The following is a 26,666-nucleotide window of genomic DNA, read 5'->3' as shown; positions in this document are numbered from 1 at the left end:
AAATCCTGCTCGTGCTCGTGCGGCAACAACCTGATTGTGGAAGAGGTCGAAAAACCGGCTGCACACGACTTCAGCCAGGTCCGACTCGATACGCCCAGCGGGGCAATCCGGGAAATCAAGATTCTGGGGCCGGGCTGCGCGAAATGCAAGGCAACGTATCAGGTCCTCACGAAGGTCATCTCCGAAAACAACCTCGACGTGCGGCTCACCAAAATCGAGGATATCACCGAAATCATGAGCTACAACGTCATGAGCACCCCGGCGGTGGTCGTCGACGGTGAGGTGAAAATCAAGGGGCATGTCCCCACGGAGCACGAAATCAAACAGCTGTTGGGTATCTAAAAGCCATCACGATGGAAACCAAACGGGAGTTGAAAATCCTTGCGTGGATTATTCTTGTTTTTGCGGCGGTCTTTTTCCTGCCGCTCGGCAGCGAGCGCTTCATGACGGCCATCGATGCGACGCTCGACCTGGCCCGGTGGTATGCCCGCGAGCATGTCATCCTCTGCCTGCTGCCGGCCTTCTTCATCGCCGGCGTGATTGCCGTCTTCGTCAGCCAGGGCTCCGTCATCAAATACTTCGGGGCCAATGCCAAGAAGTGGCTGTCGTACAGCGTGGCGGCCATCTCGGGCGGTATCCTCGCCGTCTGCTCCTGCACGATTCTGCCGCTCTTCACGAGCATCTACAAGCGCGGCGCAGGGTTAGGTCCGGCCATCGCCTTCCTCTATTCGGGACCGGCCATCAGCATCCTCTCCATCATCCTCACGGCCCGGATTCTGGGCATCGAGCTGGGCATCGCCCGCACCCTCGGCGCCATCCTCTTCTCGGTGGTCATCGGGCTGCTGATGTCGTTCCTCTTCCGCCGCGAGGAGCGGGCCAAGCGCGAGGAGCAGATGAACATCACACCGTCCCCCGAGAAGAGGCCGATGTGGCAGACCTCGTTCCACTTCTTCACGCTGGTGCTGATTCTCGTCTTCGCCAACTGGGGCGCACCGGCCGCCTCGGACCGCGGCCTGTGGGCGGCCATCTTCGCCTGGAAGTGGTACATCACCGGCGCCCTGTCGCTCGTGCTGTGCTGGTCGCTGGTGAAGATTCTGCGGCTCCGCCTGCGGTGGGTGGCGCTGGGCGCTGCGGCGACCGTCGTCTCGGTCGTGCTGGCCAATCTGTTCATCCGCGACGCGAAGCTCGTGCCGCTCGTGCCGATGGTTGTGGCCATCGCCGCGCTCTCGCTGATTCTGCTTTTCGACAAGCGCGATGCGGAGAACCGCGAATGGGCCCTTTCGGCGTGGGGTTTTGCCAAACAAATCCTGCCGCTGCTGGCCGTGGGCGTCGTCACGGCGGGATTCCTGCTCGGCTCGACCCATGACCAGACGTCCGTCGCGGGCATCATCCCGAACCGATGGATTGAATGGGCCGTCGGAGGCAACTCGCTGCTGTCGAACTTCTTCGCCAGCTTCACCGGAGCCTTCATGTACTTCGCCACGCTGACCGAGGTGCCCATCATCCAGGGACTGCTGGCCTCGGGCATGGGCAAGGGTCCGGCCCTGGCGCTGCTGCTGGCCGGGCCGTCGCTCTCGCTGCCCAACATGCTGGTCATCCGCGGCGTGCTGGGGACGAAAAAGACGGTGGTCTACGTGGCGCTCGTCATCGTCATGGCCACGCTGTCGGGATTCCTCTTCGGAAACCTTTTTTAACCGGAGCGCCGCCATGAGAATATTGATTCTTTGCACGGGAAACAGCTGCCGCAGCCAGATGGCTCACGGATTTCTGCAGGCGATGGATTCGTCGCTCGAGGTCTTTTCGGGCGGGACGCAACCCGCCGCACGGGTGAACGCCCGTGCGGTGGAGGTGATGCGGGAGGCCGGCATCGACATCGCCTCGCACATCCCGACCCATGTCAACGTCTATCTCGACCAGGAGTGGGATTACGTAATCACCGTATGCGGCGGGGCAAACGAGAGCTGCCCGGCATTTACGGGCAAGGTGGGCCGCCGCCTGCACATGGGCTTCGACGACCCTTCGCATGCCGAAGGCTCCCCGGAGTTCATCGATTCCGAATTCCGCCGTGTCCGCGACGAGATTCGCGCGGCGTTTGCCCGCTTCTATCGGTCCGAAATCCAAAAAGAGAAATTTCATGAACACACTCCTTGAAACGCTCCGGTATTTTGTGCTGATAACCGTCGAGTTGATTGCTTTGTTCCTGTTAATCAGCGCGCTGGTCGAGATTATTCTGATGTATGTCCCGGAGGAGAAAATCCGCAAAAAACTCTCGGGCGCCGGCATTTTCGGAAACATCATCGCCGCGGGATTCGGGGCTCTGACCCCCTTCTGCGCCTGCTCGACCATTCCCATGACCGTCGGATTCCTGAATGCCGGGGTTTCGTTCGGTTCGGCCATCTCCTTTTTGATTGCATCACCCCTGCTCAATCCGATTATCCTCGGAATGCTCGGCGCGATGGTCGGAATAAAGGCGATGGGGCCTATTTCGTGATTGCCTTTTCGTGCTCCGTACTGTTCGGGCTCCTGCTGGAACGAATCGGGGCTCAAAGGTATGTGAAAAACGTCCGTCTGAAACCCGCAACGTGCTGCGCCGGCGGCGAGGTGGTCGACAAGCGCTCGCTGCCGTTCCGCGGCAAGGTGAAAGCGGCCTTCGCCGGAGCTTGGGGGAGCCTACGTCCTATTATGGGATACCTGCTGATTGGAGTAGCGTTGGGTGCCGGCATCTACGGGTACATGCCCCAGGATTTCGTCATGAAGATAGCAGGTCCGGACAATCCGTTTGCCATTCCGGTTGCCGCCGTATTGGGCATACCTCTTTACATCCGTGCCGAAACAGCCATACCGATTGGTCTGGCGCTGATGGGAAAGGGCATGAGCATCGGAGCGGTCATCGCGCTGATTATCGGAGGAGCCGGAATGGCCATTCCCGAGATGACCATGCTGGCAAGCATCTTCAAGAATCGGCTTGTGGCCATGATTGTACTGGTCATTTTCCTGACGGCCGTCGTGTCGGGCTATCTCTTCAATATCCTGCTGTGACAGGAGCCGGAAGCTGAAATACGCGGCCGGTCCTTGCGGCAGGGCAAGACGGAAGGACGAAGCGGAAGCGGCAGGCCGAAACGGGAAGCTGAAGCAGGAGGCCGAAACGGGAAGCTGAAGCAGGAGGCCGCATGCTCTTTTCAAAAACGGAGCAGTTTGTCCGATACGCACTCGGAAGCCGGGAAGCACCCCGTCCCTCCGGCGGGTCCTCGCGGCCGGCGGCCGGACGGTGTTGAGACTCCCCTTCCGACAACCCGTAACACGAACGCACAAGCCCGAGCCCGGAGCAATAGCGGCTCATTGCGACCGAAAAGGGGCTTCGGAGCCCCCCCTGCCCCATCCCCGTGCGGGCGACAGGGAGGACGGAGCCCCTTACAATCCCTAAGCAAGGTGCCGTTTTCAGGTCATTTTATGACACGAAATGGCCTGCAAAGGGCCCCGAAAAGGGTTGAAACGCCCGTGCGCAAGAGATGCGCAAAAAAACTGTTTTCTGCTCCGGAACGAGCAAAGGCAGGCATACAAACACAATACGTTGTTGTTCAATAATATAAATACACAAATTCGATAAGAGCGCATCTTCATAACACCTCATTCAGGACGGATACGAAGCCTCCGGCAGGGCATCGCATTCCCTGCGCTCCGCAGTTGCTCCTCACCGCCGCAGCCACGCCTTCCTGCGCAAAAAAATAGGGAAAACTCCTTGCTTTTTCCACATTTGTTTTCTAATTTTGATTTTTGTTTGAGAACCTCGGCTGACACGAAGGTGCAGGCACGGTTTCACGGCGGAATTCGGATTCTTCGATTGGTACAAAACGGCACTTGAGGCCCTTTGCACCGGCAACCCGGCGAAGAGGTGCGGTGCAGGCTGCCCGTCTGTCCCGAACCATCCGCCCGCAACAGAACGACGACACCGCCCCCTCCTCCATTCAACCGAAACAGACGGCTTCCCGCGCGTCGGGAAACCACAGCCGGTCTCCACGAACGGCGGCATGAAACAGACAAACCCCCGGCCGAAAGGCCGTCCAAATTTTCTCAGTCTATGAAAAAAACTCTATTTCTATTGCTCTTCTGCTCTTCCTCACGGGAGCCTTCAGCACACTCCTCACGTCGTGCGAAAAGAACGACGAAAACGGGGACGGAGGACCTGTAGTCGTCCCCGAAAACTCCTTTGCCTACAACAACAAGGTGCAGCCCTTCGGCTCGGCACTCTACGTCTACGACGAGGTGGAGACCACCTATACCTTCTACTTCTCGCCCTCGGAGGGCATCACCACGCTCGAAGCCATGTGGCAGGCCGACGACTACCTGCGCATCATCACCGCGCTCCCGTCGGGAGACATCGACCTCACGGCCGCAGGCAATGAGCTGGTCTACAAAGACATAACCGTATCGGCATCGACGGCCGGCAACATCGTCTCGAGCTCCTTGCAGCTGCGTCTGCCCTCGCTTACCGAGGTGAAGATGGAGGCCAAGGTCGAGACGGCCAACGGCCAGACGCTCGACGCCAACTACGAAGGCACCTGCATCCGCATCACCGAGGAGCGCGAGCAGGGTCCCGCCGTCGAGCTCGACACCCCGATTTTCAGCTGGTACATCGGCCAGAGCGGTGCCGGCACCAACGACTACTACATCGCCGTGGGCAACGCCCCCTTCTCGATTTACCAGGGCACGCAGTTCTCGCTCAGGAGCGCTGGCTACGCACTGCTGCTGGACTGCTACTTCGACAGCGGCGACGAGTGGCGGACCTTCCCCACGGGAACCTTCAAGAACAGCGTCCGCTACGGCGACCACACCTATCACTCCACCAACAGCTTCATGCTCCAGGCCGACGATGCGGGAGGCTACCAGCAGATGCCCCTCACGAGCGACGTGGTCATCACGCGTGAAGGCACCATCACCACCATCACCACCGCCTTCATCGACGGCAACGGCGCCGAGCACCAGGTTTCGTTCACGGGCGACCTGCGCGTGGGCTACGGCCTGGCGATGCCCACGAATCCCCATCTGATGGCCGACATCGAGCTGGAGGGCTTCTACGCCGAGGGCATCTACCACGGCGACCTGTTCGAAAGCGGCAGCGGCCTTTCGGAGGTGGTCATCTACGACGAGGCGAGCGACAACAACGAGGAGGGCGGCATGGCCGTCAGAATGCTCCTCGCCAGCACGAAGTTCCTCAACCCCAAAACGGAGCGCAAGCTGGTGGAGGACCACTACACCCGCACCACGGCCTCGAACCTCTCGGAGATTGAACAGGGGACCTGGGCTCCGGTTACCGAGCTGGAAATCATGGGCCTGGTTCTCCCCTTCGGCACCTACGGCGTCACGGGAGACTCGAGCACCGAGACGGGCTACTACGCCTATGCCAACGACGGAACGATTGACGTCAAGGAGCTCGGCGGCTCGGAGTACGAAATCACCTTCGACCTGGAGGCCCAGACCGGCTATGCCATCAAGGGCAGCTTCACGGGCGACGTCTTCCTCACGGACCAGTCCAACGACAACGACAACGACGGTTCGTCGACGCTGACCGAGGACCTGCACCTCGACGTGGATTACATCCAGCAGGCCCGCTGCTTCCCGCAGACGGAGATTTATGTCGCCGGCATGGGATACATCCCCGTGGATGAAATCACCACCATCGGCCAGCCGGCCGCCATCGCGCCGTGCGGCTACCAGTATATCGACATCGGTCTGGCGACGGGCACCTACGAGCATGACGAGACGGGCGAATACGTCGACCCGGGCAAACTCCACGAGGGTGACATCATCCGCCTCGACCTGCTCGTCGAGCCGGGCGACCAGGACAAGATTACGACGGGTACCTACACCATCACGCGTAACCGCTACCTGAACACGCTCCAGCCCGGAGCCTGCTACCGCGGCTACCAGGCCACGGACCATATCGGCACCCGCTGGCTCTACATCTCCAGCGCTATCGGCAACGGCAAGCCCCGCTACTACAATGACCCCAACTACATGGTACAGAACGGCTGGCTCAACATCCCCTCGATGACCGGTTACGCAAGCCTCTACGAAGGCACCGTCACCATCACGAAGGCCGACGGCGGCGACAACTGGTACACCTTCGAAGTCAACGGCGAGGATGTGCTGCACCACAAGATTACCGGCTCGTGGACCGGACCGGTCGTACTGGGCGGCTCCGACACGCCGGTGGCCGACTCGGGCAAGCACTTCGATGAGGAAGACTCCGCATCGAGCGGCAGTGCCGGCGGCGATGAGTCGGACGGCGCCTCGGTGAAGGCCGAGCAGCAGACGCTCCGCCACATGAAGCCCGTCGAGGGGCTGCGCGACTACGTGACCCTGCCGCTTGACCGCAGACCCGTCGAGCGCGTCCGCTTCCGTTAGCATTCCATACGAGAAACCCTTTCGGGGAGTGCGGATGTCGTCCGCACCCGCACTCCCTTTTTCACCCCCAAAAACAATACAGCATGAAAAGCAGTTACTGGTCGGGACTCCGCGTCCTGACATGGAGCGTAGCATTACTGGCTGCAGGAAGTTTCGCGGCCTGCACGGACGACAACGACGAGGGTACAACCGCGCCGCCGCCCGTAGCGTTGAACAACCAGATTGAGCTCAACGGAGCAAACCCCGTCGAGATACGTTCGGCCATCTACGAGATGGACGACAACGACAACTATGCCTTCTACCTCTCGCCCACGTCGGGCATCACCGGCATGGAGGAGATGGAGGCCGCGGGCGACTACCTGCGTGTGACGGTGGCCGACCCCAAGGGGAAGATTTACCCCGATGCCGACAACTTCGAGTTCGCGTACGGCGGTCTGACGGTCAACGAACACACGATGTTCGCCGTCAAGTCGCTCTCGCTCGAGGTGGGCTACACGGAGGCTTCGGCCGCGCTGAAGCTCGTCATTGAGCTCCAACACTCCGACGGCCGCACGCTGCGCGCCGGCTACGACGGCACCTGCAACAAGGCGACGCTGCCCGTGCTCGAGAACGAGTACGAGCTCGACGAGGTACCCACCTCCATCGGCAGCGCCATCGTATGGAAGGCTCCCGCCAAGGGGACTACCACCTACACCTTCTATGCCCGCACCGGGCTGACGGAGCCCACCGAGGGGGCCGACGGCCTGACGGTGGTGCTGAGCGACGGCATCGATGCCTCGGAGATTGACCTCTCGACGGCCGACCCGTCGAAGGTAAAGGTCAGCTGCGGCGGCTTCACCAGCAGCCAGGAAACGACCGGAACCCTCCATATTGGAATCAACGCCCAGGGCAAACTGACCCTCACGCTCGATGCCGAGCAGAGCGGCCGACGGCTGCGCGCCGACTATGAAGGCGGCTTCAGCGAGGGCTTCGAGAGCGCCGACTTCATCCGCGTCACCGAGGCGGGCAATGCCGAGGAGAAGGCGCTGACGAAGATTTTCGCCACCACGGGCGTCTCGAACGTCCTGCTCTTCGGCCAGGTCGATGCCGCAGAGCCCGAGGAGCTCCAGCAGGGCCACTACGCCGCAGCGCTGACCCTCACGGCCAAGCAGCTCCAGGGCGGCACGTTCGACATCTCGGCCTTCCGCGCCCGGATTTTCGACTACGAGGCCTACAAGACCTACGACAACTCGAAGGTCAGCGAGGGGATGAGCGGTTCGCTCACCGTCGCCCGCACGAGCGACGGCAAGAAGCTCTATCTGAGCTTCGAGGTGTCCTTCCCCGACGGGCCGAAGCTCGAGGGTGAGTGGTCGGGTGTCACCACGCCGATGAGCCAGGAGCCCGACATGACCCCCGTGGCCCCCTTCCGTTCGCACTTCACCCTCACGGCGGCCGACGGTACGACCACCCATGTGGACAAGGATTTGATTTCGGTCGAGATGCGCATGCAGAAGAACTACAAGCTGCGCGGCGGTGACCCGGCATATGGCGGCGCGACCTTCGACGCCTACTTCTTCTACTTCCGTCCTGCGGGCGGGGAGACGACGAGCATCACCGACACCTACACCATCCCGCAGCTGATGCTCAGCGCGTCGGCCGTTCCGACCGACGGCGAACTCGACCTGGCGTCGGGCGACGAGGAGCTCCACTGGAACTTCAAGTACAAGACCGAAAAGGACAAGCTCTACCTCACCGAGTACTTCGAGAACTACCAGATGTTCGGCAGCTGGACCTACCGCTGCCCGGACGACGTGAAGGTGACCGTTGTCAAGAACGACGACAAGACGTGGAAAATCACCTTCCGCATGGTTGACTACGGCCGCTTCAGCAACTACTCCTCCACCAAGGAGGGTACGCAGAGCACCGTACTCATCGAGTGGGAGGGTCCGATGACCAAATACTCGGGCTCGGAGACCAACGACCTGACCGACGCCGACTATTGATGCGGCGCCGCGGCACCCCGCCTCCGGTTGACCCCGGGCGGAAGGCGCAGACAAAGACGAAAACCCCCGGCATGGAACCATGCCGGGGGTTTTCCGTTGTCGGTTTGTTGTCGGTTTGCCGGGCCCGAACGGCCGCGCATGCGGGCGGAAGAGGCCGACGCAGGGGTGGCCGGAGCGGGGGCAAAACGCGGGAGCGGGGGCAAAACGCAGGCTCAGACGCGGGACGCACAGGCTCGGGCGCCTACATGCCGAAGGCGTGCAGCCCGATGCCGTCGTAGACGGCGCTCACCAGACCCAGCAGCAGCACGCCCGCCAGGCAGAGCACCAGCGCCGCGCGCGTATAGCCGTCGCTGCGGAACGTTGCGATGGGGCGCTCGTTGGGGACGATGTACATCGCCTTGACCACCAGCAGGTAGTAGTAGAGCGAGATGACCGTGTTGAGCAGCGCGATGAAGACCAGCACGTAGAAGCCCTCGCGGAAGGCGGCGGCGAAGATGAAGAACTTCGAGAAGAAGCCCGCGAAGGGGGGAATGCCCGCCAGCGAGAAGAGTCCCAGCGTCATGACCAGCGTAAGGCGCGGATTGGTGCGGTAGAGGCCGTTGTAGTCCTCACGCAGCACCTTGCCGCTGTGCTGCTCCACGGCCGAGATGACCCCGAAGACGGCCAGGTTGGCCGCCAGGTAGACCAGCACGTAGAAGACCAGCGAGGTCATGCCGAAGGCCGTGCCTCCGATGACGCCCAGCATGATGTAGCCCGCCTGCGAGATGGAGGAGAAGGCCATGAAGCGCTTGAGGTCCTGCTGCCGGATGGCGAAGAGGTTGGCCACCGTGATGCTGAGGATGATGACCCAGAAGAGCAGCGTCCGCCACTCGTGGAGCATCGGGGCGAAGACCTTCACGAGAATGGCCATCAGCACGAAGGCCGCGGCACCCTTCGAGACCACCGAGAGGTAGGAGGTCACTGCCGTGGGGGCTCCCTGGTAGGTGTCGGCCGTCCAGAGGTGGAAGGGCACGAGCGAGAGCTTGAAGCCCAGACCGGCGAAGAAGAAGACCAGCGCCATAATCTGAAGCGGCGAGCCGGTGATGAGGGGCACCATGTCGTCGAAGTAGAGCGTGCCGGTGGTGCCGTAGAGGAACGAGATGCCGTAGAGCATCAGACCGCTCGAGAAGAGGGCGCAGAGGATGTATTTGGCACCCGCCTCGGCCGAGTAGTGCTTGTACTTGTCGAAGGCGACCAGGCAGGCCATCGGCACCGAGGCCAGCTCGAGCCCGATGAAGAAGAGCAGGAAGTTGGCCGCGCCAATCATGAAGTACATGCCCAGCAGCGTCGAGAGCGTCAGCACGTAGAACTCGCCCTGCTTGTGGGCCGTATCCTCGCGCCGCAGCCACGTGGTGGCCTGCATGCAGACCACCAGAGCGCCGATTGAGAGGACGCTCTTGATGACCGTGTGCATGGGCACGTAGCGGAACATCCCGCCGAAGAGGTCGCACGACTCCCCGCGGGGAACGATGTTGAGCAGGATGGAGAGGGTGAGCAGCGAGCAGGCTACCGCAGCGAAGTGGCGGCGGCCGCGCTCACCGGCAATCAGGTCGTACAAGAAGAGCAGGACGATGACCGCGATGAGCGAGAGCTCGGCCTGCATGTAGGTGAATATGTTGCTGTATTCCATAAACGACTTAGTTGATTAGGTGCGCTACGATTTCCGAGACGCTCGAGCGGAGCATGTCGCTGACCCACATCGGCGCCAGTCCCAGACCGGCCACGGCGACGATGAGGCAGATGACCGCCACACGCTCGTCCCACGTGGCGTCGGAGAGCTTCAGATGTTCGGGGTTCTCGCACGTGCCGTAGAGGATGCGGCCGATGACGCGCAGGATGTAGACCGCCGTGATGACAATCGAGGTGCAGGCGATGACGGTCACCACGCGGTGGAAGGTGTCGTCGTGCATGAAGGCGCCGTTGAAGATGGTCATCTCGGCCACGAAGCCGCTCAGACCCGGCAGTCCGAGGTTGGCCAGACCGGCGATGACGTAGCCCACGGCCAGGAAGGGCATCACGCGCATCAGACCGCGCAGCTGGCGGACGTCACGCGTATGGGTGCGGCCGTAAATCATGCCGATGAGGGCGAAGAAGAGGGCCGTCATCAGACCGTGGCTCAGCATCTGGAGAATGGCGCCGGTCGAGGCCGTGGTGTTCATCATCAGGATGGCGAAGAGCACCAGTCCGCAGTGCGAGACGGACGAGTAGGCGTTGATGTACTTCAGGTCGGTCTGTACGCAGGCCGAGAAGGCGCCGTAGACCACCGAGATGGTGGTCAGGATGATGAATATCCAGCTCAGCTCCTGCGCCGCGTCGGGCAGCAGGTACATCGCCACGCGGAAGCAGCCGTAGCCGCCCAGCTTCATCAGCACGCCGGCGTGAAGCATCGAGACGGCCGTCGGGGCCGAGGCGTGGCCGTCGGGGCTCCACGTATGGAAGGGGAAGAGGGCCCCCAGCACACCGAAGCCCACGAAGACGAGCGGGAACCAGATGCGCTGCAGCGAGAGGGGGATGTTGTGCAGCGCGGCAATCTCCTCGATGTTCATCGTCGTGGCGCCCGAGCCGAAGTAGATGCCCAGGATGCCGATGAGCAGCAGCGCCGAGCCGCCCATGAGCATCAGCGTGAGCTTCATGGCCGAGTACTCCTTGCGGCCGCTGCCCCAGACGCCGATGAGCAGGTACATGGGGATGAGCGCCACCTCGTAGAAGAGGAACATCGTGAAGAGGTCGACCGAGATGAAGAATCCGAAGACGCCGACGCTCAGCAGGCAGTACCAGAGGAAGTACTCCTTGACCTGGTCCTTCATCTGCCACGAGGCGAAGGTGCCCGTGAAGACGATGATGGCCGAGAGCAGCAGCATGGCCACCGAGATGCCGTCGACGCCCACCGCATAGTGGATGTTGAGCGGCGCATACCAGACGTGGCTCTCCGTGAAGAGCATGGCGGCGCTCTCGCCCGCCTCCCTCAGTCCGAGGTAGCGGAAGACCAGCAGCACGGCCAGCGCCAGGAGCAGCGAGGCGCCCGTCACCATGACGGCATGAATTTGCCGCGTGCTCTTCGAGAGCCAGAGGCCCAGCATCATGAGCAGCGGGATGGCGGGGAACAGGGATAACATATTCATAGTGCGACTCGTTTTAGCAGATTAACAACAGGAGCAGCGTGAAGCCCATCGCGCCGCCGAGGAACCAGATGCAGTAGCGCTGCACGCTGCCGCTCTGCATCTCGCGGATGGCCCACGAGGCGCTCTGCGTCGCCGTGGCCAGCAGGTTGAGGAAGCCGTCGACCACGTGGCGGTCGAACCAGGCGATGGGGGTCGAGATGCAGCCGAAGATGATGCGGTGGGTGATGAACTGGTAGACCTCGTCGATGTAGAAGCGGTGGTAGGCCGCGCGGTGGAGCCCCGCAAAGCGGTCGGCCAGGCGGTCGGCCACGGGCTGCTTCTCGCGGGCGTACATCCAGGTGGCCAGCGCGATGCCCGCGAGGGCCACGCAGAGGCTCAGCGCGGCGACGCTCCCCTCGATGTGGATGTCGTACGACGTGCCGTTGGAGGAGACGAAGTGTCCGAAGGGGAGCCAGCCCGCAACGAGCGTCACGGCGCCGAGCACCACCAGCGGCAGGGTCATCGTCCAGGGGGCCTCGTGGGGCGTGTGGGCGGCGTGGAGCTCGCGGTTCTCGCGGCCCCAGAAGATGCCGTAGTAGAGGCGGAACATGTAGAAGGCCGTCATGCCGGCGATGAGGGTCATCACCCAGCCCATCACGGGGCTGAAGGCGAAGCAGGCCGAGAGGATTTCATCCTTCGAGAAGAAGCCGCTCAGAGGCCAGATGCCGGCGATGGCCAGGCAGGCCACCAGGAAGGTCACGTGCGTCAGGGGCATGTAGTGCCGCAGGCCGCCCATGGCCGACATCTCGTTGGAGTGGACGGCGTGGATGATGCAGCCGGCGCCGAGGAAGAGCAGCGCCTTGAACATGGCGTGGGTGAAGAGGTGGAACATCGAGGCCATGTAGCCCAGACCTCCGGCGTGGGGGTCGGCCGAGGTGCAGACACCCAGCGCCACAATCATGAAGCCAATCTGGGAGATGGTACTGAAGGCCAGCACGCGCTTGATGTCGCTCTGCACGCAGGCCACCGCGGCGGCGTAGAGGGCCGTGAAGGCGCCGACGTAGGCCGTCCAGTGGAGCACTTCGGGGGCGTAGCCCACAAAGAGGGGGAACATGCGCGCCACCAGGTAGACGCCCGCAACGACCATCGTCGCGGCGTGGATGAGCGCCGAGACGGGCGTCGGGCCCTCCATGGCGTCGGGCAGCCAGATGTGGAGCGGGAACATGGCGCTCTTGCCGGCGCCGCCGACGAACATCAGCCCCAGTGCCAGAGGTATCATCACGCCGGCCGAGGCGAGCAGCCGCGCGTCGGGCGTGAAGGAGAAGGTGCCGGCGTAGTAGCCGTAGACGAGGATGCCGATGAGGAAGCCCAGGTCGGCGAAGCGCGTCACGATGAAGGCCTTCTTCGAGGCGGCAATCGCCTCGGGCTTCGTATAGTAGAAGCCGATGAGCAGGTAGGAGCTGACGCCCACCAGCTCCCAGAAGATGTACATCTGGAAGATGTTCGTCGCCACGACCAGACCCATCATGCTCATGGTGAAGAGCGACAGGAAGGCGTAGTAGCGCTGGAAGCCCCGCTCGCCCTTCATGTAGCCGAACGAGTAGATGTGGACCATGAGCGAGACGGTCGATATGACGACGAGCATCATCACCGAGATGGGGTCCAGCAGCACGCCCAGGTCGATGTGCAGCGTCTCGCTGATGGGGAGCCAGACGCTGTTCCACGCGATGAGGGTCGGATAGAGGCCCGCGGCATCGCGGCCGGCGCCGAAGTAGACGGCGGCCGTCCAGTAGCTCACCAGCGCCACGACGGCCACCACGGCCGTTCCGACGGCCCCTGCGGCGGCGGGTTTGAGCTTCATGCCGAAGAGCCCCAGGAAGAGGAAGCTCAGCAGCGGAAGCAGCAGGATGAGAATCGTATATTCCATAGGAAGACGTTTTTCGGTGCGCTTACCACTTCATTTCGCGCAGGCTCTTGACGCGGATGTTGCGGATGTTGCGGTAGATGTTGATGATGATGGCGATGGCCACGGCCGTCTCGGCCGCGCTGATGCCGATGGCAAAGAGCGTGAAGAAGAAGCCCTCGAGGTGCTCCGGAAAGAGGAAGCGGTTGAAGACCACGAAGTTGATGTCGACCGAGTTGAGAATCAGCTCGACCGAGATGAGCATCGCCAGCAGGTTGCGCCGCGTGACGAAACCGTACAGCCCCACGAACATCATGATGGTCGAGAGGATGAGGTAATATTCCATGTGTATCATAGTCGCAGGCTTTGGAGTTTAACGTTTGCGGGCGATGAGGATGCCGCCCACGATGCAGGCCAGCAGCAGGATGCTGATGACCTCGAACGGAAGGGCGTAGCCGTACTTCGCGGTGCTCATCAGCGTGTGGCCGATTTCGCTCACGTGCAGCTCGCCGTGGACGAAGTGCTCGGGACGGAAGTCGTGGCACAGCGTCACGTAGAGGCAGACGCCCAGGCTGAAGAGCGTCGCGGCCAGTCCGACGAAGAGCTTGTAGCCCTTCTGGTCCTCGGCCTTGTCGCCCTCGCTCGAGGTGAGCAGAATCGAGAAGACGTAGAGCACGGTGATGCCGCCCGCGTAGATGAGCAGCTGCACGGCACCCAGGAACGAGTAGTTGAGCTGGAAATAGATACCCGCCGTACCGAAGAGCACGAACAGCAGGTAGGTCGCCGCGCGCAGGATGCGGTGCGTCGTTACGGCCAGCAGCGCGCTGACGGTCGTGAAGAGCGCCAGCACGATGAAGACGATGAGTTCGAGTGTTATCTCCATGGCTTATTGCTTGTTCAGGGTTTTTACCAGTTTTTCGCGCGTGTAGACCGCATGCTCGAAGGCCGTCGAGAAGCGGATGGCGTCGTGCGGGCAGGCGTTGACGCACAGGTGGCAGAACATGCACGACCCCAGGTCGTACTCGTAGCGCACCAGCCGGCGGCGGCTCTTGCCCGTTTCGGGGTCGGTCACCATCTCGGTGGTGATGTGAATCGTGCCGTTGGGGCAGGCCGCCTGGCAGAGACCGCAGGCGATGCAGCGGTTGTGGCCCTCGGCATCGTGGGGCATGGTCAGCTCGCCGCAGTAGCGGTCGAACATGCGCAGCGTAGCCCTGTTTTCGGGGTACTGCTCGGTGACCTTCGGGGTGAAGAACTCGCGTCCGGTCACCTTGAGGCCCGTCAGCAGGCTCCCCACGCCGTGGATAAGACCTTTGATATAGTTGCTCATAATCAGAAATGCAGTTTGAATACGACGACGAGAACCATCAGCAGCAGGTTGACCAGTCCGATGGGTACCAGATACTTCCACTCGAGCGTCAGAATCTGGTCGATGCGCAGGCGGGGGAAGGTCCACTTAATCCACATGAGCAGCCACACCACGAAGAAGGCCTTGCCGAAGAACCAGACGAAGCCCGGGATGTAGTCCATCACCGTGTTGAAGCCCTCCCAGCCGGCAATGTGGAGCGGCATCCACCCTCCGAGGAAGATGGTGGCCGCAACGCCCGCGATGATGAAGAGGTTGACGAACTCGGCCACGTAGAACAGGCCGAAGTGCATGCCCGAATACTCGGTGTGGTAGCCGGCCGTCAGCTCCGACTCGGCCTCCGGCAGGTCGAACGGGCCGCGGTTGACCTCGGCGTTGCCGGCGATGAGGTAGATGACGAAGGCCACGAAGGCGGGCAGGTGGCCCTTGAAGATGAACCAGCAGTCGGCCTGACGCTCGACAATCTCGGAGAACTGCATCGTATCGGTCAGCACGACGATGGTCAGAATCGAGAGGCCGATGGAGAGTTCATAGGAAATCATCTGCGCGCCGCTGCGCATGGCGCCGATGAGCGAATACTTGTTGTTGGAGCTCCACCCCGCCAGCAGGATGCCCACCACGCCGATGGACGAGGCGGCCATCATGAAGAAGACGCCCACGTTGAAGTCGAGCACCTCCATGCCGCGGTTGATGGGCAGGCACGAGAAGGCGAGCACCGAGGCCAGGATGACCAGGTAGGGGGCGAGGTTGTAGAGGAACTTGTCGGCGTGACGGATGGTGATAATCTCCTTGGTGAGCATCTTGAGGATGTCGCAGACGAGCTGCAGCGTTCCCCACGGCCCCACGCGCACCGGGCCCAGTCGGCACTGGAAGGCGGCGCAGACCTTGCGCTCCATGAAAATCATCAGCACGGCAATCACCGCGTACATCACCAGCAGGAAGACTCCCACGATGACACACTCGATGAAGATTGCCAGTCCCAGGGGCATGAACGAGGTCAGCAGCCCGTGGACCCAGGAAGTTACGATACTGAAATCAAACATGGCTTATTTTCACTTTCTGCGTTAACTTTATCGGTCGATATCGGGCACCACGTAGTCCACCGTGCCGCCGATGGCAATCAGGTCGGCGATTTTCGCTCCGCGCGCGATGGTCTCCATGCAGGATACCAGCGGGAGGCCCGTCGAGCGGAACTTCATGCGGTAGGGCGACTTGTCGCCGTGGCTCTCGATGAAGACGCCGAACTCGCCGCGGCTCCCCTCGACGGCCGAGTAGTAGGTGCCTTCGGGGATGCGGATGACGGGCTTCATCTTGAGCTGGTAGTCGCCCTCGGGAATGTTGTCGATGAGCTGCTCGATGATGCGCATGCTCTGCTCAATCTCGTGCATGCGGACCATGTAGCGCGCCATGCAGTCGCCCTCGGTGAAGAGCACCTCGTCGAAGTCGACCTTGTCGTAGACGGCATAGGGATGGCGCTTGCGCACGTCGCAGGCCCAGCCGGCGGCGCGGCCCGTACCGCCCGTAGCGCCGAACGAGATGGCGTCGCGGCGCGTCAGCACGCCCACGCCCTTCAGACGCTCCTGCGCGATGACGTTGCCGGTGAAGACCTCGTGGTACTCGCGCAGCATGGGGCGCAGGTAGGTGATGAGCTCCTTGACGCGGCGCACGAAGTTGGGATGGATGTCGGCCTGCACGCCGCCGATGGTGTTGTAGCACTGAATCAGACGGCCGCCCGTCGTCTCCTCGAGGATGTCGAGCACCTTCTCGCGGTCGCGGAAGCCGTAGAAGAAGGCCGTCAGGGCGCCCATGTCCATGCAGAGGCAGGAGAAGAAGAGCAGGTGCGAGTCGATGCGCTGCAGCTCGTCCATGATGGTGCGGATGTACTGCACGCGCTCCGTCACCTCGACGCCCAGACCCTTCTCGATGCACATGCAGAGGGCGTGGCGGTTCTGCGAGGCCCCGAGGTAGTCGAGGCGGTCGGTCAGCGCCAGCGTCTGGGGGTAGGTCAGGCTCTCGCACATCTTCTCGATGCCGCGGTGGATGTAGCCGCAGTGGACGTCGAGCTTGCGGATAATCTCACCCTCGAGCGAGACGCGGAAGCGCAGCACGCCGTGCGTGGCGGGGTGCTGGGGACCGATGTTGATGACATACTCGCCCTCCTCGAACAGGATGCTGCGCTTGCGGATGAAGCTGCCGTCGGGCATCAGCTCGAACGTGGCGGTGCTGTCGCGCGAGACCTCGTTGCTCATGCGCAGCGGGTTGAGCGACTCGTCGTAGTCCTTGCGCAGGGGGTGGCCCACCCAGTCGTCACGCAGGTAGAGGCGCCGCATGTCGGGGTGGTTCAGGAAGCGGATGCCGAAGTAGTCGAAGACCTCGCGTTCGTTGAACTCGGCACCCTTCCACAGGTCGCACACCGAGGGGAGCACCCCCTGCGTGCGGTCGGGCGTGAGCGTGCGCAGCACGACATTCTCGCCCGTCGAGGTCGATTCGAGGTGATAGACCGCGCCGATGCCCTCCTCGCCCCAGTCGACACCCGTGAGGCTGCGCAGGAAGTCGAATCCCGCCTCGTGACGGAGCCGCGAGGCAAGGTCGTGGAACCGCTCCGCGGGAACGGTGTAGAGGCCGTCGCCCTTGTCGGACCAGACGGCCGCAGGCTCCCAGGCCGTTATTTTTTCGTTGAGCGTCATATTCTCTTTCACTTCTTGTTTTCTTCTTGAGGTTGGGATTGCACTTCGACGTTGAGCTCGTTGCGCTCGGCCGTGAGGTCGCGCTGCAGCAGCCGCTCGTACTCCTTGCGGTCAATCTGCTTGTTGACGCCGCCGAAGAAGCGCTGCAGGCGCACCTTGCGCTGCAGCTGCATCAGTCCGTAGAGCATCGCCTCGGGACGGGGCGGGCAGCCCGGGATGTAGACGTCGACGGGCAGGATTTCGTCGACGCCCTTGACCACGTGGTAGGACTTCTTGAAGGGTCCGCCGCTGATGGCGCAGCCCCCCACGGCAATCACATACTTGGGGTCGGCCATCTGGTCGTAGAGGCGCTTGAGCACCGGGGCCATCTTGTGGGTGATGGTGCCGGCCACCATGATGAAGTCGGCCTGACGCGGGGAGGCGCGGGCCACTTCAAACCCGAACCGGGCAAAATCGTAGCGCGCGGCGCCCACGGCCATGAACTCGATGCCGCAGCAGCTCGTGGCGAACGTCAGCGGCCAGAGGCTGTTGCTGCGACCCCACTCAATCACATCGTCGAGGCATCCCACCACGACGTTGGTGCCGTTGCCGCGCAACTCCTGCACCATCCGCTCGAGGTATTCGTTGTCGTTGAAATCCTCGTAGCGCATCGACTTTATCTCAGGCTTCCTTATTTCCATTCGAGTGCTCCTTTCCGCCAGGCGTAGGCCAGGCCCAAAACCAAAATCAACAAGAAGAAGAGGATGCTCACCAGACCGTAGATGCCCAGGTCCTGGACGACGACGGCCCACGAGAAGAGGAAGACCGTCTCGACGTCGAACATCAGAAAGAGGATGGCAAAGAGGTAGTAACCCACCTTGAACTGCATCCACGACTTGCCCCGGGTGGGAATACCGCACTCGTAGGCTTCGCCCTTCTGGGGGTTGTACGACCGGGGAGCGATGGCCCGGGCCACACCCAACGCCACGGCGACCAGCGCAATGGCCGTGAGGATGACGACAACCAGCAAGGTAAAATACATAAGACGAACGTTTTTAGAATGTTGGCGGAGTGCGCCGGCACGCGGCCGGGCATCCGGTAAATTCGTAGCAAAAGCGCTTCGGCTCCGCCCGTGCGGAGCGGACGGCCGCACCGCTGGGGCGGGGCCGTCGCATGCAGCCGTCCGGCGGGGAGGGCTGCAGGGAAGATTCAAGGCGTCAGACGAGGATGCGCCTCAGGGTAAAGACGTAGTAGTCGGAAGGTCGGAACGGAGCGGCCGCCTCAACGGCGGCGGCGGTGTTGCCGCACGCGATGCTCCGCAGACGCGCGCGGTCGCCGGCAAGGCGGAGTGCCTGCAGGCTCTTGTGGTCGGTGTGGGTGACGGAGGTCTCGGCGGGAAGCGCACCCTGGAGACGGGGTGCGAGGAGCGACTCTTCGTGTGCGGGAAGCAGCTCGCCGACAGCGCCCGGGGCGGTGTCGGAGCACGAGACGAGGGCCATCGGACGGAGGGAGGGGAGGGGCTCCGCATCGCTTCGTGCGAGGAGGAGATTCGTGCTGCCCAGCAGCATGAACATCCAGAGCCACAATGTATTTCGCAACAGACCGCGCATTCTCTCCAACCGTTTTTCCGTCCGCAAAGATACACTCTTTCGGAAAAAAAGAGCGGATTTTCACGAAAAATGAGGCTCTGGAGTGCCGATTTTGAAAAACACCGGGCACATTCGGAACAATTTTTCCGGGGTTCGCGCCCCGCGGCGGCACGGCGGGCAGGAGCCACGGCACGGCAGCAGGCGGCGGGGCGAGCGGCGGGACAGCGGCGGGACGAACGGGGCGAACGGCGGGACGAACGACGGGGCGGGAGGGTTGCGGCGCCCCCACAACAACGCCCCGGGCCATGGAAGGTCCGGGGCGAAGCGATGGAGGGGTGGTCGGCGGGCCGGCGCGGCAAAAACGGCAGGCATCCGGGGCGGCTCCGCCGGTAAGCAAAGGCAGTGGAGACAGGCATGACGAAGGGCCGGTGCCGCGGAACAACTGCCGCAAAAGAGCTGCAACGCTCGTCGCGGCAGTCCCCGAATGGCCTCGACGCCCCGCGCTCCCTGGCGGCCGCACAGAGGGCGAACCTGGCACCGGCCGTGTCAGAGGGTAAACCCGGCACCGGCCGCGTCAGAGGGCAAACCTGGCACCGGCCGCGTCAGAGGGCGAACCCGGCACCGGCCGCTCAGAGAGCGAACCCGGCACCGGCCGCGTCAGAGGGCGAACTTGGCGCCGAAGAACCAGGTGCGGGGCAGCGAGGGTCCGTAGATGTAGGCGGCATCCTTCCCGGCGCCGCGGTCCAGGTCGCGCTGGAAGCTGTCGAACATGTTCTTCACGCCGGCGCTCAGCTCCAGCCGCAACTGCCGCGTGAGGCGGAACTCGTAGGCCACACGCGCACCCAGGTCGCAGAACGAGGGGGTCATCCGCTCGGTGTCGGCGGCGATGTAGCCGGCGTTGTGCTGCACGAGCATCGGTCCCGTGAAGGTGCCGAAGAGCGAGAGCGAGAGGGCCCGCACCGGGGTGTAGCTGGCCGTCAGGTAGCCGTAGTGGTCGGGCGAGCGGAACATGCGCCGCTGCGGGGTCACCTCGTCGGACCACCGCTCGGGCTCGGTGTAGCGGCTGCGCTGGAAGGTGTAGCCCGCCTGCACCTCGAAGCGGCCCGGGATGCCCGCCTTCAGCTCGGCGCTCACCCCGGCGACGGTCGCCCCCGAGCCGTTGCGCCGCTCGCGGATGATGTAGCCCTGGGCGTTCTCGCCGATTTTCTCGAGCGTGAAGACGTCGTCCAGCAGCGTCCAGAAGCCCTCGACGAGCAGGTTCGTCTGCACGCGACCGAAGCTGTGGTAGAGGTCCACCGAGCCGCTCACGCTGTGGGAGTACTCGGGGCGCAGGCCGGGGGCCAGCTCGATGAGCGAGACCTTGTTGTCGAGCGCGTCGATGTGCAGGTCCTCGTTGTAGGCCTGCGGGGCGCGGTAGCCGCTCGAGTAGCTCAGCCGCAGGCCGACCTCCTCGCGGGGGGTGTAGCGCAGGTTGACGCGGGGCGAGAAGACGACGTTGCGCATGAGGTTGTGCTTGTCGAGGCGCCCGCCGACAAGCAGGCTGAAGCGGTCGCTGCGCCACTCATTCTGGAAGAAGAGGCCCGTGCTGTGGGTCGTCTGCCGCAGGTCGCGCCCCAGCCCCACGTAGCGGTCGTGCAGCGCGTTGCCGTTGTACTCGACGCCGGCCGTCAGCTCGGCGGGCGAGAACCAGAGCCGCTCGAACGAGTAGGTGTACTGCGCGCCGGCCACCAGCGTGCGGTCGCTCGTGGCGCCGTAGGCGTCGGGGTTGCGGCCGGCACCGTAGTAGCTGTTGCGGTCGATGTTCTGCGCCGAGAGGTAGAGCCCCATCCGGTGGCGGTTGTCGGGGCTGAAGTAGTCAAACTTCAGCCCGCCGCCGTCAATCTGATGGTCGAGCTGCTCGGCGATGTCGGCGTTGTGGGGCGGCTGGTCGAAGGCGTTGCCGCCGCGGCGGAACTCGTGGATGTGGTGGTACTCGGCCGTCAGACGGGTATAGGCCGAGGGTTTGTAGTAGGCGCGGAAGCCCGCCGTCTCGGAGTTGAGCTTCGGGATGTCGGAGAAGCCGTCGCCGTTGCGGTCGTAGGCGTCGCGCTCACGCACCATGCCGAAGAGGTAGACCCCGGCGCGATAGTCGTCCGAGACGAAGGCGCCGTTGAGCGAGGCCCCCAGGTCGAGCGAGCCCCCCTCGAGGATGGAGGTCGTTCCCGAGAGCGAGACGGTGTTGCGCTGCGGCTCGCGCGTGATGATGTTGACCACGCCGCCGATGGCGTTGGCGCCGAAGAGGGCCGAGCCGCCGCCGCGAATCACCTCGACGCGCTCAATCATCGAGGCGGGGAGCTGCTCAAGGCCGTAGACCGTGGCCAGCGTGCTGAAGATGGGGCGGCTGTCGAGCAGTATCTGCGAGTACTGCCCCTCCAGGCCGTTGATGCGCAGCTGCACGGTGCCGCAGTTGCTGCAGTTGTTCTCGACGCGCAGGCCCGACTGGAAGCTCATCGACTCGGCCAGGTTGCACGACGCCGTGGCGTCGAAGAGCTTCTCGCCGACCACCGAGACGATGGTGGGCGAATAGCGCTTGTTGCGCTCGGTGCGGCTGGCCGAGACGACCACCTCGTCGACCGAGAGGGCCTCCTCCTCGAGGCTGAAGTTCACCTCGAGGGTCTTGCCGGCCTCGGTCTCGACCTGCCGACGGGCCGTGCCGTAGCCCACCGACGAGGCGACGAGCGTGAAGCTGCCCGTGGGGAGGTTCTTGAGGAAGTAGTGGCCCGTGGCGTCGGTCGAGAGGCCGAGGGTGGTCCCCTCGACGGTCACGGTGGCGTAGGCCAGGTGCTCGCCCGTGCGGGCGTCGACGACGTGGCCCGTGATGTTGGCGTCGCTCGGCCGGCCGGGACGCGCGGGGTGCTCGTCGGCGCGCAGCGGCGCGGCGACGGCAAGGAGCAGCAGGAGCAGTGCTCCCGCAAGGTATCTTTTCATGTGGGGTTGTTTCGTTGGGTTGTGAATGGCGGATTGCACGCGCCGCAGGGGTGCGGCACGGCGGGGCGCCGCGGCGGTGCGGCGCGCAAACGGGGAGCGCGCATGGGTACGATGCACCCGAAAGGTGCACCCGGATGCACGGGACGTGCGCAGGGCATGTAGTGCGGGGTATGCACGGGGTGTGGAGGCACCGCGGGCGGGATGCTCCCCTCCGGCGGCGGGGCCGGAGCCGGTTCAGAGGCAGGGAGGGGCCCGGAGCGGGCAGCTCCGCATCGGTGCGAAGGAGCGGCGTGCGGGGCGGAGCGGTCCGAAGAGGAAGGTGCGCCCTTCGGGGCGGCGGACCAGGGCTGCGAGCGTCGCGAGGGCCATGACCAGCAGCGAGAGGTGGGCGATGAGCTGGAACTGCTGCGCGGAGTGGCTGTGCGTCGGGTTGTCGGCCGGACCCGAATAGGGGTGCGAGTGGACGTAGAGGAGGCCGTCGATGCGGTGGACGTGGGGGAAGAGCGTCACGCAGCTCCAGTACCCGGCAAAGAGTACCAGAAGCAGCAGGGCGCCTATGTTTTTCAGTCGTTTACGCATCGCACGGACGGTCTGGGGGCAAAGATATGCTTTTTTTTGCGAAACGGAGCGCCGGGCGGCCCCTTTTCGGCGGCCGGGGCGCATTTTCTTCCGAATCAGGCATTTCGCAAGGGCAAAGATAGCGGCGTCGGCAGCGGAAGTCAAACCCCACTTTTCGGGATATTCCGGCGCGGGCGGAGAGCCGGCAGGCGGGACAGCAGGGCGGGCTGAGACGGGCCGCAAGGTGAGGATGGGCGCGGCAGAAACGGAGAGAAACCCGCAGCGGGCAGCAGGGGCGGGACCCGGCGAAAACGGCCGGCCGCAGACGGAGAGCCGACAGGCAGGACAGCGTAGCGGGCGGGACGAAGCGCTCCGGCGGCAGGCGGCCGCGGGCGGCGCCTACCAGCGCACGGCGTCGGCGGGCTGGCTGTGGAAGAGCCCGCAGACAAGCGTCAGGTATTCGGGCAGGAGGCCGTTGCGTCCCCAGCGCATCTCGATGCCGAAGAGCTCGGAGGCGGTGCGCTCCAGGTCGAATCCGCACGCCTCGAGCGAGGGGCGCACCCGTTCGGGATGGCGGCACGGCAGCCCCTCGGGGCGGGTGCAGGGCTCGCCGGGGCAGGCGAAGCACTCCCCCACGCAGGTGAAGGCACGGCCGCCGACCCGATGCTCGAGTTCGAGCAGCTGCCGTTCAAGCCGCAGCCGCTCGGGGCGAATCACCTCGCGCGCCGCGGCGAGGGGCGCACCCGCCTCGGCGGGGGTGATGCGCGTGGCGATGATGAGCGCCGTGGTGCGCCCCTCGAAGAGCGATTCGACCTCGAATTCGAAGGGCGGGCAGGCCCATGTGGCCCCGTAGCGGGGACAGCTGCGGCAGTAGCCGCCGATGCGTGCGGCATCGCGGAAGCGGGCCAGGTAGTCGGCCAGGGGGAGCGTCGCCGAGAAATCCTCGGCGCGGTAGCGAAGCGTCTGTTCCATGGTGCAAAAATAGCCGACAGAGGGCTCTCCCGGTGCGCCGGACGATTTTTTTTTGCCCGCAATGCTTCGTTTTTCGGATTTATCCGCTATATTTGTTCCCGAAGATTTGGTTCCGACGCCCCCTTTCGGAGGCGAGGATGAAAAGGGAACCGGGTGCAATTCCCGGACAGTCCCGCTGCTGTGAAGCTCCGCAACATTCCGAACATCTCAGCCACTGGCCGCGTGCCGGGAAGGCTTCGGAACAGGAGCCAGTCAGAAGACCTGCCAAATCGATTCGACATCGGACTCGCCCGTGGGATGGCCGTTCGATTTCGGAAGTGTTTCACCAGGATGAAGAGCTGACGCGGCGCTGCGCCCCGTTCCGCCCTGCGGATGCCGTTGCAGGCATACGTCTCCCCCGTTGCCGCACCCGCCCGAGACTGCCGGCGGCCGGAGAGAAGGGCCAACAGAGGGCCGGACAGGAGGGCCGGACAGGAGGTCGGACCGGGATTATATCCGGCAGACCGCGCACCGCAGACAAAGGCGCATCGCACGAGAAGGGGTGCACCGCCGGGAAGAGACCCGCAACAGGGGCGCACCACCGCAGAAGGGGCACCGTACAGGCTCCTGTCCCGACCGGCACAAGGCCTCTGAAGCGGCACGAGTTCCGTCACGGCACAAGCCCCCGGAGCGGCACGGGTCCCGCCACGGCACAAGCTCCCGGCGCGGCAAAGGCTCAGTGCAGCGGATACCCTCCGTCACGGCAGGAGCTCCTTGCACGGCACAAGCTCCCGGAGCGGTACAAGCTCCCTGCCCCTGGAAAACCTCCGGACGCACGCCAGGCTCCGCATCGGGAAACCGGTCGCAACGTTCTTATCCGTCACACCCATAAAAAGGCGCGGCACCCAGCGACTTCGTTGTCTGCCATAATAACAGGTCATCAGGTACAAGCAAAAGAGAGAGATTAGTAGCCGCCGCGCCTTTTTTTCAAAAAAACGACACGCCATGAACATCGTACTCTATGGATTTCCCGAGGCGACGACACACCGGCTCGCCCGCCACTACGCCCTGCGCATCATCGAGCACCCCGACCAGTTTGCCGACGGCGGCACGGGGGCGCTGCTCCCGCTCATGCGGGCCGCCTCCAACCGGCAGCGGCTCGAACTCTACAACGCCCTGCTGCGCCACGAGGAGCAGATTGATGCGGTCATCGTCTGCGGCGTGGAGGGGTGCAGCATGGCGACGATGCTCCAGTACGGCTCGACGCAGAGCCGCTTCTACGCGCTGAGCGGCACGCTCGACGAGGAGGAGCTCTTCACCGAGGCGCAGCTCATCCTCGACGCCCGCTTCGCCGAGGGCAACCGCCTCAACCTCTGACCGCCCGGCTGCCGAGGGGCAGAACCATCGCCCGCTCAGCACACAAGGCCCGCCCGGCAACCCCCGGCCGGCCCCGCACCACAGGCAAGCGGCCCGCAACGAATCGCACGATTCGCCGCGGGCCGCCTCTTTTTTGTACGGCTCGACGGCAGGGCGAACAGGCGGGCAGGCAGGCAGGCGCGCCCCCACGCAACGGCACCTCAACAGCAACCCCCTCAGCCGCGGCGGCGCCTACAGCAGCCCCATGCGCCGGCGGGCGAAGGGCATCACCCAGGCGGGCGGCTGCTGCCGGGCCAGCAGGTCGCGCATCTGCTCCATGTAGGGCTCCACATGGCGGAAGTAGCGCTGCAGCCCCTCGCAGAGCGAGTTGCGCGGATAGCCGTCGCTGCCCTGCTCGAAGCGGTGCTTGGGGCACTCGCCCCGGCAGGCGAACCAGTAGCGGCAGCGGAGGCATTCGCGCGGCAGCGTGTTGCGCTTGGCCAGCCCGAATTCGCGCCGCTGCGGCGAGCGGTAGATTTCGGCGAGCGTCTGCTCGCGGATGTTGCCCAGCAGGTAGCGGGGGTAGACGAAGTGGTCGCACGGGTAGACGTCGCCGTTGTGTTCGACCACCAGCGCATCGCCGCAGGTCTCGCACATCGAGCAGACGCCCGGCCGTACGCCGCACCACTGCGCCAGCGTGGCGTCGAACATCTGGACGAAGCACTGCCCCACGTCGCGCACCACCCACTCGTCGAAGACGTCGCACAGGAAGTCGCCGTAGCCGCGCGCCGAGACCGACCACTCGGCCAGCCGCGCCCCCTCGCGCTCGGGCGGCACGATGAGCGGCCGCCGCGCGCCGGGAAGGTCGACCACATGCTCGACGGCGGGCAGGAACTGCATGTAGCGGCTCCGGACCTCGTCGCGGAAGAAGCGGTAGATTTCAGCGCCGCGCCCCTCCGAGCGGCTGTTCACGACGCTCAGCGTGTTGAACTCGACCCCCGTGCGGCGGAAGAGCTCGACACACTGCATCACGCGGTCGAAGGTGGGCTCGCCCCCCTTCGTGCGGCGGAAGGCGTCGTGGATGTCGCGCGGCCCGTCGAGCGAGAGTCCCACCAGGAAGCGGTTCTCGGCAAAGAGGGCGCACCACCGCTCGTCGACCAGCGTGCCGTTGGTCTGGAGCGTATTCTCGATGCGCTTGCCGTCGGCATAGCGCCGCTGGAGCTCCAGGGCGCGGCGGTAGAAGTCAATGCCGAGCAGCAGCGGCTCGCCCCCGTGCCAGCAGAACTGCACGACGGGGACATCGTTGGCCTCGATGTACTGGCGGATGTAGCGTTCGAGCAGCTCGTCGCTCATCACCGCCTGACGGCCGCCGTACTGCGCCGCCTTGTCCAGATAGTAGCAGTAGCTGCAGTCGAGGTTGCAGCTCGAGCCGGCGGGCTTGAGCATCGTCATGAAGGCGACGGGGGCGGTCTGCCGGCGGGCGTCGTCGAAGGTGAAAATCGGTCTGTTCTTCATGGGTCGGAGGTCGGGGTGCGCCCGGGGACCCGGCGGGGACCGGGTCGGCCGCCGGAAGGCTCTGCGCGAAAGCAGCAGCAAAGGCCGGAGCGGGTCGGCGGGCCGGGGCCATTGGCGGGCCGGGGGCGCACAACAACCGTCTTCTCTACACACACCCGGCGCCACCGCGCCACACCCGGAAACGGATTCCCACCTCTGGGTTAAAAAAAAAATACTCCGTTTTGGGGCTGACCTCTCCCCCTCACTGCTGCACTGTTCCTGGGGCCCATGG

Annotated in this window: 23 protein-coding genes and 1 riboswitch; of the genes, 8 read left to right on the top strand and 15 right to left on the bottom strand. The window is 64.0% G+C overall.

Going from position 1 to position 26,666, the window contains the following annotated elements; all coding sequences use genetic code 11:
• Positions 1 to 105 precede the first annotated feature (105 nt).
• The 7 genes from C8267_RS11070 to C8267_RS09780 all read left to right on the top strand — a co-directional run bounded on the left by C8267_RS11070 (position 106) and on the right by C8267_RS09780 (position 8,387).
• On the top strand, positions 106 to 342 hold the full coding sequence (locus C8267_RS11070) for a thioredoxin family protein (RefSeq protein ID WP_234025746.1): 237 nt from the start codon (positions 106 to 108) through the stop codon (positions 340 to 342).
• A gap of 11 nt (positions 343 to 353) precedes the next feature.
• Positions 354 to 1,694: a permease gene (locus tag C8267_RS09800; protein ID WP_106634489.1), complete on the top strand. Its 1,341-nt coding sequence runs from the start codon at positions 354 to 356 to the stop codon at positions 1,692 to 1,694.
• A gap of 13 nt (positions 1,695 to 1,707) precedes the next feature.
• Complete coding sequence (locus C8267_RS09795) at positions 1,708 to 2,151, top strand: arsenate reductase ArsC (protein WP_106634488.1); 444 nt, start codon at positions 1,708 to 1,710, stop codon at positions 2,149 to 2,151.
• Positions 2,135 to 2,491 (top strand): permease, encoded by a 357-nt coding sequence (locus C8267_RS11110; protein ID WP_262494574.1) that lies wholly within the window; start codon positions 2,135 to 2,137, stop codon positions 2,489 to 2,491. The genes C8267_RS09795 and C8267_RS11110 overlap by 17 nt, the downstream gene beginning before the upstream one ends.
• Positions 2,488 to 3,039, top strand: a complete 552-nt coding sequence (locus C8267_RS11105; RefSeq protein WP_262494573.1) for a permease — start codon at positions 2,488 to 2,490, stop codon at positions 3,037 to 3,039. The genes C8267_RS11110 and C8267_RS11105 overlap by 4 nt, the downstream gene beginning before the upstream one ends.
• Before the next feature lie 1,185 nt (positions 3,040 to 4,224).
• Positions 4,225 to 6,405, top strand: coding sequence for a hypothetical protein (locus C8267_RS09785; RefSeq protein WP_106634487.1), 2,181 nt, complete (start codon positions 4,225 to 4,227; stop codon positions 6,403 to 6,405).
• A gap of 83 nt (positions 6,406 to 6,488) precedes the next feature.
• A complete protein-coding gene (locus C8267_RS09780) occupies positions 6,489 to 8,387 on the top strand; it encodes a hypothetical protein (RefSeq protein ID WP_158699771.1) in 1,899 nt (632 codons plus the stop codon).
• A gap of 241 nt (positions 8,388 to 8,628) precedes the next feature.
• Here C8267_RS09780 and C8267_RS09775 read toward each other — a convergent pair whose 3' ends face one another.
• The 14 genes from C8267_RS09775 to C8267_RS09710 form a co-directional block, all read right to left on the bottom strand.
• Positions 8,629 to 10,056 (bottom strand): NADH-quinone oxidoreductase subunit N, encoded by a 1,428-nt coding sequence (locus C8267_RS09775; RefSeq protein ID WP_106634485.1) that lies wholly within the window; start codon positions 10,054 to 10,056, stop codon positions 8,629 to 8,631.
• A 7-nt stretch (positions 10,057 to 10,063) separates the two neighbouring features.
• On the bottom strand, positions 10,064 to 11,548 hold the full coding sequence (locus C8267_RS09770; RefSeq protein WP_087362110.1) for a complex I subunit 4 family protein: 1,485 nt from the start codon (positions 11,546 to 11,548) through the stop codon (positions 10,064 to 10,066).
• Between the two features lie 13 nt (positions 11,549 to 11,561).
• Positions 11,562 to 13,454, bottom strand: coding sequence for an NADH-quinone oxidoreductase subunit L (nuoL, locus tag C8267_RS09765; protein ID WP_087362111.1), 1,893 nt, complete (start codon positions 13,452 to 13,454; stop codon positions 11,562 to 11,564).
• Between the two features lie 22 nt (positions 13,455 to 13,476).
• Complete coding sequence (gene nuoK / locus C8267_RS09760) at positions 13,477 to 13,785, bottom strand: NADH-quinone oxidoreductase subunit NuoK (protein ID WP_087362112.1); 309 nt, start codon at positions 13,783 to 13,785, stop codon at positions 13,477 to 13,479.
• 18 nt (positions 13,786 to 13,803) lie between these two features.
• Complete coding sequence (locus tag C8267_RS09755) at positions 13,804 to 14,313, bottom strand: NADH-quinone oxidoreductase subunit J family protein (RefSeq protein ID WP_106634484.1); 510 nt, start codon at positions 14,311 to 14,313, stop codon at positions 13,804 to 13,806.
• 3 nt (positions 14,314 to 14,316) lie between these two features.
• Positions 14,317 to 14,757 carry a NuoI/complex I 23 kDa subunit family protein gene (locus C8267_RS09750; protein WP_087362114.1) on the bottom strand — a complete coding sequence of 147 codons (441 nt, stop codon included), beginning with the start codon at positions 14,755 to 14,757 and terminating at the stop codon, positions 14,317 to 14,319.
• 2 nt (positions 14,758 to 14,759) lie between these two features.
• Positions 14,760 to 15,836 (bottom strand): NADH-quinone oxidoreductase subunit NuoH, encoded by a 1,077-nt coding sequence (gene nuoH, locus C8267_RS09745; RefSeq protein WP_087362115.1) that lies wholly within the window; start codon positions 15,834 to 15,836, stop codon positions 14,760 to 14,762.
• Between the two features lie 27 nt (positions 15,837 to 15,863).
• Positions 15,864 to 17,480, bottom strand: a complete 1,617-nt coding sequence (locus tag C8267_RS09740; RefSeq protein WP_106634483.1) for an NADH-quinone oxidoreductase subunit C — start codon at positions 17,478 to 17,480, stop codon at positions 15,864 to 15,866.
• An 8-nt stretch (positions 17,481 to 17,488) separates the two neighbouring features.
• Entirely contained in the window at positions 17,489 to 18,160 is a 672-nt protein-coding gene (locus C8267_RS09735) for an NADH-quinone oxidoreductase subunit B (protein WP_087362117.1), read from the bottom strand.
• Positions 18,151 to 18,501: an NADH-quinone oxidoreductase subunit A gene (locus tag C8267_RS09730; RefSeq protein WP_087362118.1), complete on the bottom strand. Its 351-nt coding sequence runs from the start codon at positions 18,499 to 18,501 to the stop codon at positions 18,151 to 18,153. Before C8267_RS09730 ends, C8267_RS09735 begins: the two co-directional genes overlap by 10 nt.
• Positions 18,502 to 18,676: 175 nt before the next feature.
• Complete coding sequence (locus C8267_RS09725; RefSeq protein WP_143256124.1) at positions 18,677 to 19,069, bottom strand: hypothetical protein; 393 nt, start codon at positions 19,067 to 19,069, stop codon at positions 18,677 to 18,679.
• A 636-nt stretch (positions 19,070 to 19,705) separates the two neighbouring features.
• The gene (locus C8267_RS09720; RefSeq protein WP_106634482.1) at positions 19,706 to 22,015 is read right to left on the bottom strand and encodes a TonB-dependent receptor; all 2,310 of its coding nucleotides are present in this window, start codon (positions 22,013 to 22,015) and stop codon (positions 19,706 to 19,708) included.
• Between the two features lie 234 nt (positions 22,016 to 22,249).
• Positions 22,250 to 22,594: a hypothetical protein gene (locus C8267_RS09715; RefSeq protein ID WP_106634481.1), complete on the bottom strand. Its 345-nt coding sequence runs from the start codon at positions 22,592 to 22,594 to the stop codon at positions 22,250 to 22,252.
• Positions 22,595 to 22,972: 378 nt separating this feature from the next.
• Complete coding sequence (locus tag C8267_RS09710) at positions 22,973 to 23,545, bottom strand: DUF2284 domain-containing protein (protein ID WP_087362122.1); 573 nt, start codon at positions 23,543 to 23,545, stop codon at positions 22,973 to 22,975.
• A 90-nt stretch (positions 23,546 to 23,635) separates the two neighbouring features.
• Positions 23,636 to 23,828, top strand: a riboswitch (cobalamin riboswitch).
• Between the two features lie 701 nt (positions 23,829 to 24,529).
• On the opposite strand from C8267_RS09710, the gene C8267_RS09700 reads away from it, so the two are divergent.
• On the top strand, positions 24,530 to 24,901 hold the full coding sequence (locus C8267_RS09700; RefSeq protein WP_087362123.1) for a hypothetical protein: 372 nt from the start codon (positions 24,530 to 24,532) through the stop codon (positions 24,899 to 24,901).
• Between the two features lie 231 nt (positions 24,902 to 25,132).
• Here C8267_RS09700 and C8267_RS09695 read toward each other — a convergent pair whose 3' ends face one another.
• Positions 25,133 to 26,395 carry an anaerobic sulfatase-maturation protein gene (locus C8267_RS09695; protein WP_106634479.1) on the bottom strand — a complete coding sequence of 421 codons (1,263 nt, stop codon included), beginning with the start codon at positions 26,393 to 26,395 and terminating at the stop codon, positions 25,133 to 25,135.
• Between the last annotated feature and the right edge of the window lie 271 nt (positions 26,396 to 26,666).

The organism is Alistipes sp. Marseille-P5061 (genome assembly GCF_900290115.1).
GTDB classification, from domain to species: domain Bacteria; phylum Bacteroidota; class Bacteroidia; order Bacteroidales; family Rikenellaceae; genus Alistipes; species Alistipes excrementigallinarum.
This window is presented reverse-complemented; position numbering and strand designations above follow the sequence as displayed.

What these genes read in the sequence shown, in the direction of transcription:
- C8267_RS09725 (WP_143256124.1), bottom strand. Translation starts at nt 19,069, where the DNA reads ATGCGCGGTCTGTTGCGAAATACATTGTGGCTCTGGATGTTCATGCTG.
- nuoH (WP_087362115.1), bottom strand. Translation starts at nt 15,836, where the DNA reads ATGTTTGATTTCAGTATCGTAACTTCCTGGGTCCACGGGCTGCTGACC.
- C8267_RS09735 (WP_087362117.1), bottom strand. Translation starts at nt 18,160, where the DNA reads ATGGAAATAAGGAAGCCTGAGATAAAGTCGATGCGCTACGAGGATTTC.
- C8267_RS09780 (WP_158699771.1), top strand. Translation starts at nt 6,489, where the DNA reads ATGAAAAGCAGTTACTGGTCGGGACTCCGCGTCCTGACATGGAGCGTA.
- C8267_RS09755 (WP_106634484.1), bottom strand. Translation starts at nt 14,313, where the DNA reads ATGGAGATAACACTCGAACTCATCGTCTTCATCGTGCTGGCGCTCTTC.
- C8267_RS09695 (WP_106634479.1), bottom strand. Translation starts at nt 26,395, where the DNA reads ATGAAGAACAGACCGATTTTCACCTTCGACGACGCCCGCCGGCAGACC.
- C8267_RS09700 (WP_087362123.1), top strand. Translation starts at nt 24,530, where the DNA reads ATGAACATCGTACTCTATGGATTTCCCGAGGCGACGACACACCGGCTC.
- C8267_RS09775 (WP_106634485.1), bottom strand. Translation starts at nt 10,056, where the DNA reads ATGGAATACAGCAACATATTCACCTACATGCAGGCCGAGCTCTCGCTC.
- C8267_RS11110 (WP_262494574.1), top strand. Translation starts at nt 2,135, where the DNA reads ATGAACACACTCCTTGAAACGCTCCGGTATTTTGTGCTGATAACCGTC.
- nuoK (WP_087362112.1), bottom strand. Translation starts at nt 13,785, where the DNA reads ATGATACACATGGAATATTACCTCATCCTCTCGACCATCATGATGTTC.
- C8267_RS09730 (WP_087362118.1), bottom strand. Translation starts at nt 18,501, where the DNA reads ATGTATTTTACCTTGCTGGTTGTCGTCATCCTCACGGCCATTGCGCTG.
- C8267_RS09710 (WP_087362122.1), bottom strand. Translation starts at nt 23,545, where the DNA reads ATGGAACAGACGCTTCGCTACCGCGCCGAGGATTTCTCGGCGACGCTC.
- C8267_RS09795 (WP_106634488.1), top strand. Translation starts at nt 1,708, where the DNA reads ATGAGAATATTGATTCTTTGCACGGGAAACAGCTGCCGCAGCCAGATG.
- C8267_RS09740 (WP_106634483.1), bottom strand. Translation starts at nt 17,480, where the DNA reads ATGACGCTCAACGAAAAAATAACGGCCTGGGAGCCTGCGGCCGTCTGG.
- C8267_RS09770 (WP_087362110.1), bottom strand. Translation starts at nt 11,548, where the DNA reads ATGAATATGTTATCCCTGTTCCCCGCCATCCCGCTGCTCATGATGCTG.
- C8267_RS09715 (WP_106634481.1), bottom strand. Translation starts at nt 22,594, where the DNA reads ATGCGTAAACGACTGAAAAACATAGGCGCCCTGCTGCTTCTGGTACTC.
- C8267_RS09800 (WP_106634489.1), top strand. Translation starts at nt 354, where the DNA reads ATGGAAACCAAACGGGAGTTGAAAATCCTTGCGTGGATTATTCTTGTT.
- C8267_RS09720 (WP_106634482.1), bottom strand. Translation starts at nt 22,015, where the DNA reads ATGAAAAGATACCTTGCGGGAGCACTGCTCCTGCTGCTCCTTGCCGTC.
- C8267_RS09750 (WP_087362114.1), bottom strand. Translation starts at nt 14,757, where the DNA reads ATGAGCAACTATATCAAAGGTCTTATCCACGGCGTGGGGAGCCTGCTG.
- nuoL (WP_087362111.1), bottom strand. Translation starts at nt 13,454, where the DNA reads ATGGAATATACGATTCTCATCCTGCTGCTTCCGCTGCTGAGCTTCCTC.